This is a genomic window from Mycoplasma sp. P36-A1 (assembly GCF_049478495.1).
Classification (GTDB): domain Bacteria; phylum Bacillota_I; class Bacilli_A; order JAJDGJ01; family JAJDGJ01; genus P36-A1.
The window spans coordinates 1,896,750-1,915,218 of sequence record NZ_CP168083.1; the positions used below are offsets into that span (position 1 = coordinate 1,896,750).

23 protein-coding genes are annotated in these 18,469 nt (G+C 31.8%); 3 read left to right on the plus strand and 20 right to left on the minus strand.

Annotated features, from left to right (window positions below; genetic code table 4):
- The 11 genes from ACD762_RS09180 to ACD762_RS09230 all read right to left on the minus strand — a co-directional run bounded on the left by ACD762_RS09180 (position 1) and on the right by ACD762_RS09230 (position 9,514).
- Complete coding sequence (locus ACD762_RS09180) at positions 1-1,020, minus strand: hypothetical protein (protein ID WP_423363697.1); 1,020 nt, start codon at positions 1,018-1,020, stop codon at positions 1-3.
- Positions 1,001-2,242, minus strand: coding sequence for a lysine 2,3-aminomutase (gene ablA / locus ACD762_RS09185; RefSeq protein WP_423363698.1), 1,242 nt, complete (start codon positions 2,240-2,242; stop codon positions 1,001-1,003). The genes ACD762_RS09180 and ablA overlap by 20 nt, the downstream gene beginning before the upstream one ends.
- Before the next feature lie 81 nt (positions 2,243-2,323).
- Positions 2,324-3,361 (minus strand): L-erythro-3,5-diaminohexanoate dehydrogenase, encoded by a 1,038-nt coding sequence (locus tag ACD762_RS09190; protein WP_423363699.1) that lies wholly within the window; start codon positions 3,359-3,361, stop codon positions 2,324-2,326.
- Positions 3,362-3,381: 20 nt separating this feature from the next.
- Entirely contained in the window at positions 3,382-4,026 is a 645-nt protein-coding gene (locus tag ACD762_RS09195) for a 3-oxoacid CoA-transferase subunit B (RefSeq protein WP_423363700.1), read from the minus strand.
- Positions 4,026-4,679: a CoA transferase subunit A gene (locus tag ACD762_RS09200; RefSeq protein WP_423363701.1), complete on the minus strand. Its 654-nt coding sequence runs from the start codon at positions 4,677-4,679 to the stop codon at positions 4,026-4,028. The genes ACD762_RS09195 and ACD762_RS09200 overlap by 1 nt, the downstream gene beginning before the upstream one ends.
- The gene (locus ACD762_RS09205; RefSeq protein WP_423363702.1) at positions 4,680-5,501 is read right to left on the minus strand and encodes a 3-keto-5-aminohexanoate cleavage protein; all 822 of its coding nucleotides are present in this window, start codon (positions 5,499-5,501) and stop codon (positions 4,680-4,682) included.
- On the minus strand, positions 5,494-5,886 hold the full coding sequence (locus ACD762_RS09210; protein ID WP_423363703.1) for a hotdog fold domain-containing protein: 393 nt from the start codon (positions 5,884-5,886) through the stop codon (positions 5,494-5,496). Before ACD762_RS09210 ends, ACD762_RS09205 begins: the two co-directional genes overlap by 8 nt.
- A 236-nt stretch (positions 5,887-6,122) precedes the next feature.
- Positions 6,123-7,139 (minus strand): electron transfer flavoprotein subunit alpha/FixB family protein, encoded by a 1,017-nt coding sequence (locus ACD762_RS09215; RefSeq protein ID WP_423363704.1) that lies wholly within the window; start codon positions 7,137-7,139, stop codon positions 6,123-6,125.
- 12 nt (positions 7,140-7,151) lie between these two features.
- Positions 7,152-7,934, minus strand: a complete 783-nt coding sequence (locus ACD762_RS09220) for an electron transfer flavoprotein subunit beta (protein WP_423363705.1) — start codon at positions 7,932-7,934, stop codon at positions 7,152-7,154.
- 15 nt (positions 7,935-7,949) lie between these two features.
- A complete protein-coding gene (locus ACD762_RS09225; protein WP_423363706.1) occupies positions 7,950-9,089 on the minus strand; it encodes an acyl-CoA dehydrogenase in 1,140 nt (379 codons plus the stop codon).
- A gap of 5 nt (positions 9,090-9,094) precedes the next feature.
- A complete protein-coding gene (locus tag ACD762_RS09230) occupies positions 9,095-9,514 on the minus strand; it encodes a MaoC family dehydratase (protein ID WP_423363707.1) in 420 nt (139 codons plus the stop codon).
- Between the two features lie 309 nt (positions 9,515-9,823).
- Here ACD762_RS09230 and ACD762_RS09235 point away from each other — a divergent pair, with 309 nt between their 5' ends.
- The 3 genes from ACD762_RS09235 to ACD762_RS09245 all read left to right on the plus strand — a co-directional run bounded on the left by ACD762_RS09235 (position 9,824) and on the right by ACD762_RS09245 (position 12,758).
- Complete coding sequence (locus tag ACD762_RS09235; protein ID WP_423363708.1) at positions 9,824-10,759, plus strand: LysR family transcriptional regulator; 936 nt, start codon at positions 9,824-9,826, stop codon at positions 10,757-10,759.
- Positions 10,760-11,070: 311 nt separating this feature from the next.
- On the plus strand, positions 11,071-11,781 hold the full coding sequence (locus ACD762_RS09240) for a helix-turn-helix domain-containing protein (protein WP_423363043.1): 711 nt from the start codon (positions 11,071-11,073) through the stop codon (positions 11,779-11,781).
- Positions 11,782-11,816: 35 nt separating this feature from the next.
- Entirely contained in the window at positions 11,817-12,758 is a 942-nt protein-coding gene (locus ACD762_RS09245) for an IS3 family transposase (RefSeq protein ID WP_423364702.1), read from the plus strand.
- Positions 12,759-12,842: 84 nt separating this feature from the next.
- Here ACD762_RS09245 and ACD762_RS09250 read toward each other — a convergent pair whose 3' ends face one another.
- The 9 genes from ACD762_RS09250 to ACD762_RS09290 all read right to left on the minus strand — a co-directional run bounded on the left by ACD762_RS09250 (position 12,843) and on the right by ACD762_RS09290 (position 18,466).
- Positions 12,843-14,297, minus strand: coding sequence for an LCP family protein (locus ACD762_RS09250; RefSeq protein ID WP_423363709.1), 1,455 nt, complete (start codon positions 14,295-14,297; stop codon positions 12,843-12,845).
- Between the two features lie 189 nt (positions 14,298-14,486).
- On the minus strand, positions 14,487-14,918 hold the full coding sequence (rplQ, locus tag ACD762_RS09255; protein WP_423363710.1) for a 50S ribosomal protein L17: 432 nt from the start codon (positions 14,916-14,918) through the stop codon (positions 14,487-14,489).
- A 23-nt stretch (positions 14,919-14,941) separates the two neighbouring features.
- The gene (locus ACD762_RS09260; RefSeq protein ID WP_423363711.1) at positions 14,942-15,889 is read right to left on the minus strand and encodes a DNA-directed RNA polymerase subunit alpha; all 948 of its coding nucleotides are present in this window, start codon (positions 15,887-15,889) and stop codon (positions 14,942-14,944) included.
- A gap of 29 nt (positions 15,890-15,918) precedes the next feature.
- Positions 15,919-16,308 carry a 30S ribosomal protein S11 gene (gene rpsK, locus ACD762_RS09265; RefSeq protein WP_423363712.1) on the minus strand — a complete coding sequence of 130 codons (390 nt, stop codon included), beginning with the start codon at positions 16,306-16,308 and terminating at the stop codon, positions 15,919-15,921.
- Between the two features lie 18 nt (positions 16,309-16,326).
- Entirely contained in the window at positions 16,327-16,692 is a 366-nt protein-coding gene (gene rpsM, locus ACD762_RS09270) for a 30S ribosomal protein S13 (protein ID WP_423363713.1), read from the minus strand.
- Between the two features lie 15 nt (positions 16,693-16,707).
- Positions 16,708-16,821 carry a 50S ribosomal protein L36 gene (gene rpmJ, locus ACD762_RS09275; RefSeq protein WP_423363714.1) on the minus strand — a complete coding sequence of 38 codons (114 nt, stop codon included), beginning with the start codon at positions 16,819-16,821 and terminating at the stop codon, positions 16,708-16,710.
- Positions 16,822-16,839: 18 nt separating this feature from the next.
- Positions 16,840-17,058, minus strand: coding sequence for a translation initiation factor IF-1 (gene infA / locus ACD762_RS09280; protein WP_423363715.1), 219 nt, complete (start codon positions 17,056-17,058; stop codon positions 16,840-16,842).
- Positions 17,059-17,069: 11 nt separating this feature from the next.
- Positions 17,070-17,816, minus strand: a complete 747-nt coding sequence (gene map / locus ACD762_RS09285) for a type I methionyl aminopeptidase (protein ID WP_423363716.1) — start codon at positions 17,814-17,816, stop codon at positions 17,070-17,072.
- Complete coding sequence (locus ACD762_RS09290) at positions 17,816-18,466, minus strand: adenylate kinase (protein ID WP_423363717.1); 651 nt, start codon at positions 18,464-18,466, stop codon at positions 17,816-17,818. The genes map and ACD762_RS09290 overlap by 1 nt, the downstream gene beginning before the upstream one ends.
- Between the last annotated feature and the right edge of the window lie 3 nt (positions 18,467-18,469).

Below are 18,469 nucleotides of genomic sequence, written 5' to 3' on the forward strand. Positions count from 1 at the left end.
CTATTCTCCTTTTACAAAATCATAAACAAATACATTAGTTTCTTTTCGCATCTTAGTGCATAATTCTTTTGAATCATACTGCATATGTAAACTATTTGGATTCATTGCAACTGCTACTACATTTATTTCATGTAGTACTCTTACTTTTATCTTAGCTAATGCTAATTGCTCAGCACTTTTTTCTTTAATAAAATTGTTAGTTGCATTGTTTAAAACTATTGTAATATTATCCAAATTATTTCTATGTCTAATGATTGCTTGAGCTAATTTATCTGTTAGTGGTCCATTTACAAAAAGATATTTTGCTGATTTATTTAATTGTTTTAATAAAAGAGCATCTGCATTAATTGTAGTTTTTACTTTTAGCTCATTTTGATTTAATTCTTTATCAAAAATAACTAGAGGTTTTGATTTTAAATCAAATATTTCATTGTTAGCTTCTAATTTTTTTGTTTGTAAGTTTTTTAATGTATAGCTAGTTATTGCTACTACTTCATTAATATTATTAGCTATATTCATTCCACTACATAATATTGTTCCATCACAAACACTTGGATCACTAAATGTTTTTCTATTTAAAGCTCCATCAACTATAACCAAACTATCTTTAAATGATTTTAGTAATTTTATAACTTCTTTTAATTGAGCATTATATGATGGACCAGCTAATTTAACTAGTCCATCTTCTAATGCTTCTACTATAATTATTTCACCAAGTGGTGTATTAAAACCTGTTGTTTCAAGTATTTTGAACTGAATTGTCGATTCTAATACACATTTTTTAGCTGTTGCAATTAACATTCCTTTTTTTATAAATATATTAGGTTTATGAGTGTTAAAGACTAAGTCGTTGTCTTCTCCATCATAGCCAATTGATGTTAAAGCTACTTTTTCATAATTTAGTAATTTTAGTATGGCATTCATTGTTGTAGTTTTACCTGCATTTTTTGATAAACCTATTATTGCTATACTATTTAATTCTTTAATTTCAGTTAAAAAATTATTCAGCACTACGCTCATTTCTTTCTAATCCGATTGGTTCTAATGTGCTTTCTTCACCTTCAAGAAGTCCAGCAACACCAACTTTATGAGTTGCAACTTCACCACTTAATGGTACTTGTTCATAATGAGTTGGTTCTGTATATGTTGTGATAACACCTTCAAAGTTTCTTAATACAACTTTTCCTGGAGCTTGAGAGATTACATATTGAGGCATTACTGGAATTTTACCTCCACCACCAGGTGCATCAACTACAAATGTAGGAACACATAGTCCTGAAGTATGTCCTCTTAAACCTTCAATAATTTCAATACCTTTTGATACTGGAGTTCTGAAGTGTTCTAATCCATTACTTAAATCACATTGGTAAATGTAGTAAGGTCTAACTCTGATTGCAGTTAATTCATTTACTAAATCTTTCATTACAAATACACTATCATTTACTCCTGCAAGTAATACTGATTGGTTACCGATTGGACAACCTGCATCTGCTAACATTTCACATGCTTTTTTAGTTTCTGGAGTAATTTCATTAGGGTGATTAAAGTGAGTGTTAACCCATACTGGATGATATTTTTTAATCATTTCACATAATTCTTTTGTAATTCTTTGTGGCATAACAACTGGAGTTCTTGTTCCAAGACGTACCATTTGAACATGATCAATTTCACTTAATGATTTTAAGATGTGTTCTAATGAAGAATCTGAGATTGCTAATGCATCTCCACCTGAAATTACAACATCACGTACTTCTGGGTGTGCTGCAATATATTTAATTGCATTATCGATTTGTTCTACTGGTAATGCACTATCATTTTGACCTGCAAAACGTCTTCTTGTACAGTGTCTACAGTACATTGAACATTGATCAGTAACTAATAATAATACTCTATCTGGATATCTATGAGTTAATCCAGGAACTGGACTGTCAACATCTTCATGTAGTGGATCATCTAAGTCTGCAGCAGCTTTGTGAAGTTCAGCTTCTAATGGTACAGCTTGTTTACGAACTGGATCATGTGGATCATCTGGATTAATAATTGAAATATAGTAAGGAGTGATTGACATTCTTAATGTTCCTAATGTTTTAGAAGCTCCTTCTAATTCTGATTCTGTTAAGTCTACATATTTTTGTAGGTCTTCAATAGTTTCAATACGGTTTTGTAATTGCCATTTCCAGTCATTCCATTGTTCATCAGTTACTTCTGGAAATAATTTGTGTCTTAAGCTAAATGTGTTCATTTGTTTTTCTCCTTTGTTTTTTCTCTCTTGTAGTTTGTTATCTAATATTCTTATTTTTTGGGGGGATGATTTTAAATAATCTTATAAATATTTTTCTTCAAAGATTTTTCTTAATGTTGGTGATTCTCTTAATGCATCTAAAGTGATTTTAGCATGATCTTTTGTATAACCATTACCAATAATCATCATTACATCTTTACCAACACCTTCAGCACCTAATGCTGCTTTTGTAAAGCTTGTTGCCATTGAGAAGAAGTATACGATTCCACCATCTTTTACTGGTAAAATTGAAGCCATTTCAGTGTTTTGTACGTTTACACAGTTGATACATACATCAACTTCTTCATTGTTTGTAACTTCTTTAACTTTGTCTAGAACTTCGATTGCATTTGTAGCATCTGCAACGATTACATTATCACAGAATCCTGTGCTTTCTAGTAAAGCTCTGTCTTCTTCTAAATTAATAATACCGATTACTTGTCCAGTTTTTCCTACTGATTTTTTAGCTTCATAACAGCACATAATTCCTGATTTACCTGCAGCACCTAATACTACTACTTTTTCACCTGGATTTGCTAATTTTTGTGCTTGAGCTGGTGCTCCTGCAACGTCTAAAGCAGCTAATGCTAATGTTTCTGACATGTCGCTTGGTAATACTGCATAGATACCTGATTCAAATAAGATTGCTTCTCCATCAATTTCAACTCTGTCAATATCCATTTCGATATTTTTGATTTTGTTGATTTTTAATGGTGTTAGAGATAATGAAACTAATGTAGCAATTTTATCTCCAACTTTAAGTTCAGTTTTACCTTCTAAAGCTGGTCCTATTTCTTTAACAGTTCCGATTAACATCCCTCCAGAACCTGTTACTGGATTTTGTTGTTTTCCTTTTTCTTCAACAATTTGCATAATTCTGTTTCCGATTTTTTCTGGATCATGACCTTGTTCATTTGCAATTTGTGTAAATGAAGCTGAGTCAACATTTAATGCTATAACATCAATTAAGATTTCATTGTCATAAATATTCATATCGTTATCAATTTTTGTAGCTGGTTGTGGTAATACCCCTTTTGGTTCAATTACTCTGTGTGTTCCGTATTTTTCTCCGTGTTTCATGTTATTCCTCTTTCCTTATTTTAAAATGTCTTTAATGTCTCTGCAACTTTTACTTCAGCTTCAGTTAGACTAATTATTTCTTCAACACTACTTTCTTCTGCAACTTCTGTAAGTAGTAAGTAGTTGTCTTTAACTTCAAATACTGCTATTTCTGTTACAATCATGTCTACACATTTTGTTCCAGTTAATGGTAATGTACATTCTTTAAGAATTTTTGGTTTTCCTTTAGATGTATGCACCATTGATACTATTACTTTTTTTGCACCTGTTACTAAGTCCATTGCTCCACCCATACCTGGAACTAATTTTCCTGGTATCATGTAATTAGCAATGTTTCCTTGTTGGTCAACTTCTAGTGTTCCTAGTACTGTTGCATCAACATGTCCACCTCTTATTAGTGCAAATGAATAGCTGCTATCAAAGAATGCTCCATAAGAGTTTATTCCTACTGGTGCTCCTCCTGCATTTGTTATAGTTGGATTTACATCTTGATTTTCATCAAGTCCAATTAATCCAACCATCCCATTTTCAGATTGGAATGTTACTTCAACACCTTCCGGCAAATAATTTGCAACTAGTGTTGGAAGTCCAATTCCTAAATTTATTAATTGTCCATCTTTTAATTCAAGAGCAACTCTTCTTGCAATTTTTTCTTTAGCGTTCATTAGATGTTACCTCCTTGAATTATATGGTTAACTACAACATGTGGAATTGTAACATGGTTTGGATTTACATGTTCAACAATTTCATCTGATTCAACAATTACATTTTCTGCTGCTAAAGACATAACAGGGTTAAAGTTAATTGTTGTTCCAAGTAATGTAGAATTTCCTTTTGTATCACATATGTTAGCTTTTATTATTGCTAAATCACCTTTGATTGGTTTTTCAAGTAAGTATAATTTACCATCTACACTTATTACTTCTTTACCTTGTTCTACTAGTGTTCCTAGTCCTGTTGGAGTTAATACTCCTCCTAAACCACTACCACCAGCTCTAATTTTTTCTGCTAGAGTTCCTTGAGGTGTTAATTCAATTTCCATTGAACCATCTTTCATCATGTCTTGTGCTTGTGGATTAAGACCAATATGGCTTGTAATTAATTTTTTACATTGACCATTTTTTATAATTAAGCCTATACCTTTATCTTCGTATCCAGCATCATTACAAACTAAAATTAAGTCTTTAACTTTGCTTTCTACAATTGCATCTATAATAGTTGATGGTGTACCTACTGCCATAAATCCACCAACTAAGATTGTCATACCATTATGTAAATGATCTTTAATCTGTTCTTTAGTTATTTGTTTATTTAACATTTATTTCAACCCCAATATTTTTCTTGCTTCATCTGGTGTTGCTATTTCTCTACCAAGTTCTTTTGCTATTCTAGCTACTTTAGCAACTAATTCACCATTTGATTTTGCCGGTACACCTTTTTCGATGTATACATTATCTTCAAATCCAACTCTTACATGTCCACCCATAGCTATTGCTATAGCTGCAAGTGGGAATTCATGTCTACCAATTCCAGCTACAGTCCATGTACTATTTTCTGGAATTGAACCTTGCATAAATACTAAATCTCTAGCTGTTGCTGAAATTCCACCATTTACACCCATTACAAAGTTAAAATGTAGGTTTTCATCATATATAAGGCCTTTTTTCTTTAATCTTAGTGCCATATCTATCATACCTTTATCAAATACTTCACATTCAGGTTTTACATTGTGTTCTTTCATCATTGCTGCAAATTCAATAATCATATTTTCAGTGTTTTCAAATACTTCATCTCCACCAAAGTTTGTTGTACCGCAATCTAAAGTTGCCATTTCTGGGTTCAATCTTACTGGTTGTAATCTTTCTTCTGAACTCATTCCTACAGCTCCACCTGTTGATGGTTGTACAATAACTTCTGGCAATTCTTTTTTAATTGCTTCCATTACTTCTTTGTAACGGTCATAACTTTGTGTAGGTGTTCCATCTTCTTCTCTAACATGAAGGTGGATTATTGATGCTCCAGCATCGTATGCACTTTTTGACTCTCTTACAAATTCTTCTGTAGTGTATGGTACAGCTGCATTATGCTCTTTAGTTACTTCTGCTCCAGAGATTGCTGCTGTTAATATTAACTTAGTCATTTCTTTTTTTATCCTTAGTTACTAAACATGTTCCAGAAGCTTTACATACTATTACTGGATCAGTTAAGAAATCTGCAGCACTATCATTAATATCTGGTCTAGGAGCAATGACCTTTCTTGCTTCAAATTTCATTTTTCTTGAAGTGTTACCTTCTTTTTCGATATAACCATAAGCTTCAATATAATCACCTGCGTATACTGGTGCTGTAAACTCTACTTGATCATATGCTACAAATAGACCTTCATCACCATCGCGTTTGATTAGTAATTCTGTTGCTACATCTCCGAATAAACCAAGCATTCTTGCACCATCAACTAGGTTTCCACCATAATGTGCATCATGACTTGACATTCTTAATCTGATTGTTGATTCAATTTTTTTCATTGATTATTTCCTCCTATTTTCTTGATTAAAAAAAGAGCAATCAAAAATATATATAATATTTTTGATAGCTCCTCAATTTATATTTTTGAGAGAGTAGGAAAGTTGTTTTTCTACTCCAGATCACCAAATGTATCAATAAATGGTGTCTTCGGCGTCGGTTACTTCAAATCAGATTAATAAGTTTGATACACTCACTCTGATTCTACAAAACTAAACGCATCCTCTATCTGCTATTTTTATTTTTTTGCAACTATTTGTTCAGCAAGTGCTGGTAAAATTGCAAATAAGTCTCCTACGATTGCAACATGTGCTACATCAAAGATTGGTGCATATTTATCTTTGTTTATTGCTATGATAAAGTCTGCTTTGTCCATTCCTGCTGTATGTTGTACCGCTCCTGAGATTCCACATGCTATGTATACTTGTGGTCTTACTGTTTTCCCTGTTTGTCCTACTTGGTTTGGTTTGCTTATCCAGCCTGCATCTACTGCTGCTCTTGATCCTGCTACCACTCCACCTATTTTATCTGCTACTTCTTGTAGTACATTGAATCCTTCTGCGCTTCCTACTCCACGCCCTCCTGAGATGATTATTTCTGCTTTTGAAATATCTACTCCTTCATGTACTCTTGCTACAAATTCTAATACTTCTTCATTGATGTCTGCTTTTGTTAGTTTCGCATCAAATTCGATTATTTCTCCAGCTTTATTGTAATCTGGTTCGTTTTTATTCATTACTCCTGGTCTTACTGTTGCCATTTGTGGTCTATGATCTGGACATATTATTGTTCCAAATAAGTTCCCTCCAAATGCTGGTCTTGTTATCCATAGTAATTTGTTTCCTTCATCTTCTGGATCTACTTCGATTATTGTTGCATCTGCTGTTAATCCTGTTTGTATTCTTGCTGCTACTCTTGGTCCTAAATCTCTTCCTAGTGTAGTTGCTCCTATGAATAATCCATCTGGCTTATATTCTTTTATTATTGCTGCCATTGCTTTTGTATATGGTTCTGGTACAAAGATATCTAATGTTTCATCATCTACTACTATTACTTTGTCTGCTCCATATGCTATTACTTCTGTTGCTAATTCTTTTACTTTGTTTCCTAGTAATATTCCCACTACTTTATATCCGTCTGTTCTTTTTACTAGTTTTGTTGCTTCACTGATTAATTCTAATGATACATCAGCGATTTTTCCTTCTTTTTGTTCTATAAAGACATAATAGTCTTTTGCTAATTCTATATCGTACATCAAGCAATCCTCCTAAATAAAGTGTCTTTCTGCAAGCTCAGCTTTGATTAGGGCTGCTGCTTCTGTAGCTGTTCCTTCAAATGGTTGCGCTTTAGCACTTGCTTCTTTTGTAAATGTTTTTCTTACTTTTGTTGGTGATCCTTTTAACCCGATATTTGCTAAATCTACTTCGATATCTGCTAAAGTCCATTTTACTATTTCGGCTTCATATGCATCAACTATTCCTGCTGTATGCATATATCTTGGTTTGTTCATTTCTTGTAATGCTGTTATTAAACATGGTAGTTGCACTTTTACTACTTGATATCCATCTTCAAATTGTCTATGTACTGTGATATCTGTGTCGCTTATTGCTTCTACTTTTTCTACGTATGTTACGTGAGGTATGTGTAATTTCTCTGCTGATTGTGGTCCTACTTGTGCTGTATCTCCATCTATTGCTTGTCTACCAGCTATTATTAAATCGTAATCTAATTTTGCTAATGCTCCTGCTAATGTTGATGATGTTGCCCATGTATCCGCTCCTGCAAACTTTCCATCTGATACTAATATTGCCATGTCTGCTCCCATTGCTAGGGCTTCTCTTAACATGATATCTGCTTGGGGTGGTCCCATTGTTAAGACTGTTACACATGCTCCGTTTTGATCTTTTATTTTTAGTGCTTCTTCTAATCCAGCTCTATCATCTGGATTCATTATACTTTTTACACCATCTCTTATTAGTGTACCTGTTTCATAATTAATTTTAATTTCTGTTGTATCAGGTACTTGTTTTAATAATACTACGATATTCATCAAGTCTACCTCCTGTTATTTTAATAAAGCTGCTGAGATTACCATTCTTTGTACCTCAGAAGTTCCTTCATAGATTTCTGTTATTTTTGCATCTCTCATCATTCTTTCTACTGGATATTCTCTTGTATATCCATATCCTCCGAATAATTGGACAGCTTTTGTTGTTACTTCCATTGCTGTTTCTGCCGCAAATAATTTTGCCATTGCTGCTTCTGTTGTGTATGGTAATTTCATACTTTTTGCAGTTGCTGCTTTATATACTAACAGTCTTGATGCTTCTATTTTTGTGTTCATATCTGCTAATTGGAATTGTGTATTTTGGAATGCTGATATTGCTCTTTTGAACTGTTTTCTTTCTTTTGTATATTTTACAGTTTCATCTAGTGCTCCTTGCGCTATTCCTAGTGCTTGTGCTGCTATTCCTATACGTCCACCATCTAGTGTTTTCATTGCAATTCCAAATCCTTTTCCTACTTTTCCTAGTAAGTTTTCTTTTGGTATTCTGCAATCTTTCATTATTAATTCTGTTGTTGCTGATGCTCTTATTCCTAGTTTTTCTTCTTTTTTACCAATTGAGAATCCTGGAGTTGTTGCTTCAACTATAAATGCTGAAATCCCTCTTGTTCCAATTGATTTGTCTGTCATTGCTATGATGATATATATATCGGCAACTCCACCATTAGTTATGAAGATTTTTGATCCGTTTAATACGTATTCGTCTCCTTCAAGTACTGCTGTTGTTTGTTGTCCTGATGCATCTGTTCCTGCGTTTGGTTCTGTTAATCCAAATGCTCCTAATTTACTACCATTTGCTAATGGTACTAAATATTTTTGCTTTTGTTCTTCTGTTCCAAACATATAAATTGGACTTGCACATAGTGAAGTATGAGCTGAGACGATTACTCCTGTTGTTCCACAATATTTTGATAATGTTTCAACACACATTGCATATTCTAAATCTGTTGCTCCTGCTCCTCCATATTCTTTTGGGAATGGAATCCCCATAAATCCGTATTTTTTTAATAATTCAACTGTTTCAGTTGGAAATCTTTCTTCTTCATCGATTGCTGCAGCAATTGGTTCTACTTCTTCCTGCGCAAATTTTTCAAATAGTTCTAAAAACAGTTCTTGTTTTTTAGTTAAAGTAAAGTCCATTATTTCTATCCTTTCTTTGGTGGCATAAGTGTAGCAGTCCCCTCGATCACTACAACTCCATCTTGATTAGTACATTTTGTTGTAAATTTAACGATATTTTTTTCAGTAAGCATTTCACTTACTTCTACTGTTGCAGTAATTGTATCGTTAAAATATACTGGTCTTTTAAATTTCATATTATTTTCCATGAAAATAGTACCAGGTCCAGGCATTTGCATACCGAACACTGTTGAAATTAAAGATCCACATAACATACCGTGGGCAATTCTTGCTTTAAACATTGAGTTTTTTGCATATTCATCGTTGATATGTGCAGGGTTTAAATCTCCACATACACCAGCGAAAGTATAAACATCACTTTCTGTGATTGTTTTTGTGAAACTAGCATTCATTCCTAGTTCTAGCATATCAATTGTATAAGACATGATTATTCACTCCATTCTTTCTTAACTTAATTATATATATAAATTATACTTACGACAATATAAACAAGGCAAATAGCGTTACAATTATTTTATACTAAGTATCAATTTAATTGATACTACCACTTTACTAATTGTAAACATCATTAAGTTTTCATTGCGAAATTGTATAAATATGTACAATAAAGCTACTTAATTATTAAATTTTATAGAATAGTGTAAGTTTATATAACAAATAGTACACTATTTTTTTGTTGTTTATAAATATCAATTATGTAATAATAGTATTATTATGACTAGGAGGTTATATAGATGGATATTAAACACCTAGATTACTTTAGAGAAATAGTTGATTCTAATTTTAATCTTAGCAAAGCTGCTGGAAAGTTGCATATAACTCAACCCTCTCTTAGTATGTTAGTTGGTAGTTGGGAAAAGCAATATGGTATAAAACTTTTTAATAAAAATAAAGGTCGTTATACTAGTTTAACAAAAGAGGGAGAGTATATATATAATCACTCTATTCAATTATTAAAGATGCACAATGAATTTCTTTATTCTTTAGAAGAAATTAAGCGTGGCTTTATTGGAAGTATAAAAGTTGGTATTCCACCTTTTATAAGTTCTATATTATGTCGTAGTGCTATTGTTGATTTTATGAATGATTATCCTGATATTAATTTAACGCTTGTTGAAGAAGGATCAATAGATCTTAAAAAAAGACTTCATAATGGCGATTTAGATATGGCAATTTTAAATGGCCCTGTAGATCTTGAAAATATTAAGACTACTACTTTATTTAATTCTGAACTTGTCGTTGTTTTAAATAAAAGTTTAGTAACTCGCGCTGATAACTATGTTGCCTTAGATGAATTAGAGCATTTAAACTTAGTAACTTTTTCTGAAGACTTTGCTTTATATGATTCTATTGCTCAGCAATTTAAAGCTAAACTTTTACATCCAAATATTACATTTAAATCTTCTCAATTAGAGCTTATTTTAGATATTGTTAATCGAAGTCGTAGTTATACTATCGTTCCTGAATCAGTTATAGCTCAAAAAAGTTTAGATAATGTTACTGTGAAGAAATTATCAAACAGTAATTCGGATTGGGATGTAGTTTTAGCTTCTAATTCTAATAAGTTGAAAACTCCAGCATTAAAGTTTTTTGAAGAATATATCATTAATCATTTCTTAGCATACGATGTTGTGATTAAAGATGTAAATAAACCAATTAATCGTTGGTAAATCCTAAAAATAATTAGATACTTTATATACTAGGCTTTATAATTAAGGCCTAGTTTTATTATATATAACAATGAAATTTCTTGCTTTAATATAGATAATAATTATATATATTTTAATATTTTAAACATATACAATAATTTGTTGTTATATATGTTTATAACAAACTAAAAGTTGAGTTAATAGAATTACATAGCATGTTAATTTTTTCACTTTCTAAGTCTAAAAAAAGACAAGATTTCAATGATATGATACCTCTAAAGTGGACAGTGTAAAAAAACAAATTACACTAAATATTTTGGAGGTGTTTTATTATGGGAAGAAAAGCTAAATTCAGTTTTGAGATAAAGATGAAAACTGTATTAGACATAGTTGGTGGGGTCGAATCAGTTAGTAATGCTGCGTATAGATTAACTGTAAATGAATCCACTATAAGAAGATGGTTAAATAAATATATAAGCAATGGTGAACAAGCATTGATAACCAATAAATTTAATAAGTCTTATTCAACTGATTTGAAAAATTATGCAATTAATGATTATATTAATGGATTAGGTTCTTTAAATGATATCATCGGTAAATATAATATAAGCTCAATCAGTATTTTACAATCTTGGATTAATAAGTATAATAATCATATAGAAACAAAGGCTCATAAGCCTTTAGAAAGTAATGGTGTCTATATGAAAGACAATAATAAATATACTTATGATCAAAAGTTAGCTATTGCAAAATATTGTATTGAAAATAGCTTAAATTATATCGATACTGCTAGTAAGTATAAAACTAGTTATTCTAACGTTTACAATTGGACTAGAAAATATTTAAAGGATGGAGTTGATGGTTTAAAAGATAATCGTGGTCGCAAGAAAGATGATAGTGAATTAGATGAAATTGAACTACTTCAGCGTGATAATTCAAGACTAAAAAGAGAATTGGAATTGAAAGAACTAGAGAATAAAATTCTAAAAAAGCTAGAAGAGAAAGAAAGGAGCGTGTTACTTTCACGCCGAAAAATGAAATAGAATATGAATTAGTAAAGGCATTTTATAGTGAAGGAATTAGTATTAAATTTACTTGTAAAATATTAAAACTAAATAGAAGTAGTTATTACAAATGGTTAAAAAGATCAGAATCAAAGCAAGATATAGAAAATATAGAAATCTATAAGTTTATTAAGCAAAAACAAGAGGAATATAAATATATATTTGGTTATAGAATAATGTGTGCAATGGTTAATAGAGAATTTTGCGCAAATTATAATCCTAAAAGAATATATCGTATTATGAAAATATCAAACCTTCAGGCAAAAATTAGAAAGAGCTCTAAACCAAAATATATTAGAAGTACTCCTGAAGTAGTTGCACAAAATATTATGAACAGAGATTTTAGCACTAATTTACCAAATGAAAAATGGTGTTGTGATGTTACTGAGTTTAAAATATCATCAACAGGATTAAAACTATATTTGGCAGCTATTATAGATTTGTTTGATAATACAATAGTTGGATATCAAATATCCGAAAGAAACGATAATATATTAGTATTCGATGCATATAGAGAAGCAATAAATAATAACCCTAATTCTAAAGCTATGTTTCATAGCGATAGAGGTTATCAGTTCACATCAAAAGCATTTAAAAGAATGTTGGAAGATCAAAACATGGTACAAAGTATGTCACGAGTTGGAAGGTGTATAGATAATGGTCCAATCGAGAAATTCTGGGCAATACTAAAAACTGAAATGGTAGATTACAATAAAGCAAATAGTATATCTGAGTTAAAAGATTATATTATTGAACACATATACTTCTATAATAATATAAGATTACAACCTAGATTTAACTATAAAACACCAATAGAAGTTAGAAATGAAGCTTTAGATCAGATTAAAAATAATTTAGTGGTTGTAACTTATCCAATCGTTCCAAATCCTAAAGTGGTTAAATACTGGGAAAATATAGATAGAAAAAACAATATAACTCAAACAACTTGTGTTTAAGCTATATTGCAATGTTAAGAATTTAATTATTTACACTGTCTACTTGACGGGTGTCAGTTCACAATACAAATCTTGTCTCTTTTTTTATCTTAATGCTTTAATTTTATTTCCATATTCACTAACACTATTTTCTGATAGTTCAACATATGAAACTCCTCCATAGTAAACGCCACTCCAATCAAATTCATATGATTCGATATTTCCTTTAGTAGCATATACTAATGCAATTTGTAGTAATTCTTTTGTTGATAAATTTGTATCTACCATTTTTCTAACTTTTGTATAAATAGATGGCCATTCGAATACATTGGCATTTTTAACTTTTGCAGCCATTGCTTTCATAATTTCTTGTTGTCTTAATCCTCTAGCAACATCGCTATCTGATTTTCTATGTCGAGAATAAGCTAGTGCCATTTCACCATCCATATGTGTCTTTTTACCTTTTTTAAAACAGTAGGCGTTTTTCTTGCCAGTAGAACTTTGTTCACAAAATGTAGCTGTTGGTTTATGGTCTATTCCACCTATTGCATCAATGATTCCAACCATATTCTCAAAGTTTACTTTAACATATTTATTGTTATCATGTACTCCTATTAGTTGTTCTACTGAGTCTACTGTACAGGCTATACCTCCACCTTTGTTTTCCCAATTTAATGCACCATAGATAAATGAGTGAGTAATTTTATCTTTTTGTTCTTCACAAGGTACATATGTATAGGTATCTCTTGGTATACTTGCCATTAATATTTTATTATCCTTAGTACCTACATTTAAATTCATGATAGCATCTGCACGGATTTCTTTGTCTGATTGACCAGCTCTTTGATCTACACCAATTACTGTTAAATGTAGTGGTGCTGCAGTACTTTTAATATAAAATAAAAAGCTTAAAAGTAATGCTATTAAAGTTAAGAATATTAATAATATAATTGAAACAATTCTTCTTATTTTTCTATTTCTTGTTTTTTTATTTTTTGTAGGTTTATTCTTTTTACTACCGGAATTCAAGCTTAATTTTCTAGGTGGTTTATTATTTCCACCACTTCCTGATCCACTTGTTCCAAAGTCACCATTGTATTCTGGCTTAAGTGGTTTTCTTTTTCCAGAAATAATTGCAGGATCATGACTAGCATTTCTATTTTTTAAATCAATTGCTTGTTCTATTTGATCTTTAGTTAGTCTTTGTTGTTTTGCAGAAGGTCTACTTTGACCTTGTTGCATTATTTGGTCTAATCTTGCTTTTCTTTCACTTTCAGCTTGTGCTAGTTGTTGTTCACTTATTCTAGTTTGTGGCTGTGTAGCTTGTTGTTGTTGCTTTAAGCGATTTCTAAGTTCAAATTCATTTAAAGATGAACGTTGTTTATTATTATGATTTTTTTCTACATCAAATATATTATTGTTACTATTCTTTTTTACTTTCTTTTTATCAAATTTAAAATCTGAATAAGTATATGTATCACTAAATCTATCTTTTAATGAAGGTTGATTATCAAAAGGTAAATTATCTAAGTCTATATTGTTTTTTGGTTTGTTATTCATTGAACCACCTCAATTATATTATACCAACTTAAGTATTTAATTAATATAATGTTTATAAAATTTTTACATCTTTTTACACTACCAGTAACATTTAACACTGATTATTCTTAATGAATTTGAGAAAGTCTATGATTTTCTATTTGTAGATAAAAAAAAGACTACTTTTTCAAGTAGCCTTATAATTTAATATTAAACAAATTCAATGATTGCCATTGGAGCATTGTCACCACGACGTGGTGCCATTTTAATTACTCTTGTGTATCCACCGTTTCTGTCTGCATATTTAGGTGCAACCTCTTCAAATAATCTTTGTACAGCAGTTTGTTCAACTAACATAGTTTTAGTTTCAGTTCCTGTTACTTGACCATTTTCTCTGATGTTAACACTAACTTCTTTTTCTTCAGTTTTTGCAACTTTATTAATAAGGAAAGATGCTGCTCTACGTCTAGATGCAAGATCATTCTTTTTACCTAATGTTACCATTTTGTCTGCAATACGTTTAACTTCTTTAGCTCTCATTTCAGTTGTTTCAATACGACCATAAATGATTAAATCTGTTGCTAAAGCTCTTAGCATTGCTCTACGTTTGTTAGATGTTCTACCTAATTTTCTTTGAGCCATTCAAGAAAGCCTCCCTTCAAGTTCTAGTTGTCATCCTCACGATAACTTAAACCAAGTTCAATTACTTTTTCCTTGATTTCCTTAAGTGATTTTTTACCTAAGTTTCTAATCTTATTCATATCTTCTTCAGTTCTGTCTACAAGTTCTTGTACTGTTTGGATATTAGCACGTTTTAAACAATTGTAAGAACGAACAGATAAGTCAAGATCTTCAATTGGCATATCTAGTACTTTAAAGCTGTTTTCTTCTTCATCTTCAGCCATAACTTTAGTACTTAATGCTAATTCATTAAGTTCAACAAATAATCCTAAGTGTTCCATAAGAATTTTAGCTGATAAAGAAAGTACTTCTTGACCAGTCTTTGAACCATTTGTTTTAATATCCATTATTAGACTATCATATTTTTCGTTTTCACCGACACGAGTAGGTTCAACGCTGTATGATACTCTTTCAACAGGAGAGTAGTTTGAATCTGTAGGAATCATACCAATATGTTTTAATTCCTTTTTGTTGATATCAGAAGTAACATAACCTCTACCATTTCTTGCGTGAATATCCATTTCTAAATGTCCATTTTCTGCAAGGTTAGCAACTACTAAATCGCCGTTGATTATTTCAACACCAGCTGGAACAAGAATATCTCTTGCAAAAACTGGCCCTTCACCTTTTTTATCAATAGTAAGTACTACATCTTCATCGCTATCGATTGAAAGAACTAAATCTTTAAGATTTAGAATAATTGAAGTAACATCTTCAACTACTCCATCAATCGCGCTAAATTCATGATGTACACCTTCAATATTGACTGCAAAAGTGCTAGCTCCAGGAAGAGAAGATAAAAGTACTCTTCTTAGTGCATTACCTATTGTTGTACCGAATCCTCTTTCTAAGGGTTCAATTACAAACTTAGCATAATTACTTTCGCTATCATGCTCTTCAATTGAGAAATTTGGTCTTTCAAATTGTTTCATCCAGCAATCCCCTTTCTAATCGATATAAACTATCCTCTTGGTCTTTTTGGAGGACGACACCCATTATGAGGAATTGGTGTAACATCCTTGATTGAGTTGATTTCTAACCCAGCAATTTGAAGTGATCTAACTGCTGCTTCACGTCCAGGTCCAGGCCCTTTTACGCTTACTTCAACTTTTTGCATACCATTATCCATAGCAGCTTTAGCTGCTGCTTCACCAACCATTTGTGCTGCATAAGGAGTAGATTTTCTTGAACCTTTGATTCCTAATGCTCCAGCACTTGACCAAGCGATTACATTTCCATGATCATCTGAAATAGTAACGATTGTATTATTAAATGTCGAATGAATATGTGCTATACCAGTTGGTATATTTTTTTTGACTTTACGTTTTCCACGAACAGGTCTTTTTGCCATATCAAAAACCTCCTTTGATTATTTTTTCTTACCAGCAACTGCACGACGTGGTCCTTTACGTGTACGTGCATTTGTTTTTGTTTTTTGTCCTCTGACAGGTAATCCACGACGATGTCTCATTCCACGGTATGAACCGATTTCCATAAGACGTTTGATGTTTAATTGAACATCACGACGTAAGTCACCTTCTACTTTGTATCCATCAATAACTGTTCTGATTTTTGTTAATTCATCTTCAGTTAAATCTTTAATTCTAGTGTCTTCGCTCACACCAGATTCTGCAAGAATCTTTTGAGCTGTTGTTTTACCAATTCCAAATATATAAGTTAGAGAAATAACTGCTCTCTTATCGTTAGGAATATCTACACCTGCTATACGAGCCATAGCTGCACCTCCTGATTATCCTTGTCTTTGTTTATGTTTCGCGATAGGGCAAATAACCATAACGCGACCTTTTCTCTTGATGATACGACATTTGTCGCACATTGGTTTTACTGATGCTCTTACTTTCATAGTTATATACCTCCTTAACTACTTGTGTCGAAAAGTAATTCGCCCACGTGTTAAATCATAAGGAGAAATTTCCAATGTAACTTTATCACCTGGTAAAATGCGGATGTAGTGCATACGGATTTTACCAGAAACGTGAGCATTAAGTACATGTCCGTTTTCTAATTTCACCTTAAACATTGTGTTAGGTAGTGATTCAAGAACCACTCCATCTACTTCAATAACATCTTCTTTAGCCATACTGTCCTCCTCTACAACTTGGTTAATATTTCATAACCATCAGCTGTGACGATGATGGTATGTTCATAATGGGCTGTCTTTTTGTGATCTACAGTTTCAACAGTCCATCCATCTCTTAAAGTTTTTGTATTTCTTTTTCCAGCATTGACCATTGGTTCAATTGCAAGAGCCATTCCTTCTTTTAAGATAGGACCGCGCCCTGCTTTTCCATAGTTTGGAATAGCTGGATCTTCATGTAAATGAGTTCCAATTCCATGACCTGTATATTCAATTGGTACTGAAAATCCAAAACTTTCAACATATGTTTGAACAGTATTAGATATATCTGATAAATGAATTCCAGGTTTTACTATTGATAAAGCTTGAAAAAGTGATTCTTTAGTAACATCCATCAATTGACGGTCTTCTTGGCTTACTTCACCAACTGCATATGTCCATGCACTATCTCCATGATAACCTTTATATTCGGCACCAACATCAATAGTAACAATATCACCTTCAACTAAAGGTTTATCATCAGGAAATCCATGTACTAAGACTTGGTTTACTGATGCACATACACTTGCAGGAAATCCACCATATCCTAGAAAAGATGGCTTAGCATCATTTTCTAAGATAATATTTCGTGCTATAGTATCTAATTCTCTAGTAGTCATACCGGGTTTAATTATATCATTCATCTTTTGGTGAACAAGAGCTACAATGTGTCCAGCATGAGCCATTAGCTCAATTTCACGTTTTGATTTAATAGTAATCATTACGCTAAATCCTCAAGATACGCACTAATATCATTAAATACTTTTTCAACTGATTGCACACCATCAATTTCTTTTAAGATACCTTGTTCTTTATAGAAATTAATAAGTGGAGCAGTTTCATTAGTATATGTTTCTAATCTTACTGTAGCAGCTTCTTCATTATCGTCTGATCTTTGATATAATTCTCCACCACATTTATCACAAACATCCTGAGTTACAGGTGGTTTAAATTCTAAATGGTATGAAGTACCGCATGAACGACACATACGTCTAGAAACTAGTCTTTTTAATAAAATATCAAATGGAGCATCGATATTGATTGCAACATCCAACTTTTTATCCATTTTATCTAAAATTTCATTTAATGCTACTGCTTGATTTATTGTTCTTGGAAAACCATCAAGCAAGAAACCATTAGCTACATCATCTTCATGTAATCTTTCGTTTACAATTCCGATTGTTAATTCATCTGGTACCAGTTTACCAGCATCCATAAAACCCTTTGCTTCTAGGCCAAGTTTAGTTTGGTTGCTGATTGCAGCTCTAAACATATCACCTGTTGAAATATGAGGGATATTGTATTTAGCTACAATCTGTTCAGCCTGAGTACCTTTACCTGCACCTGGAGGGCCCATAAATATAATATTCATAAT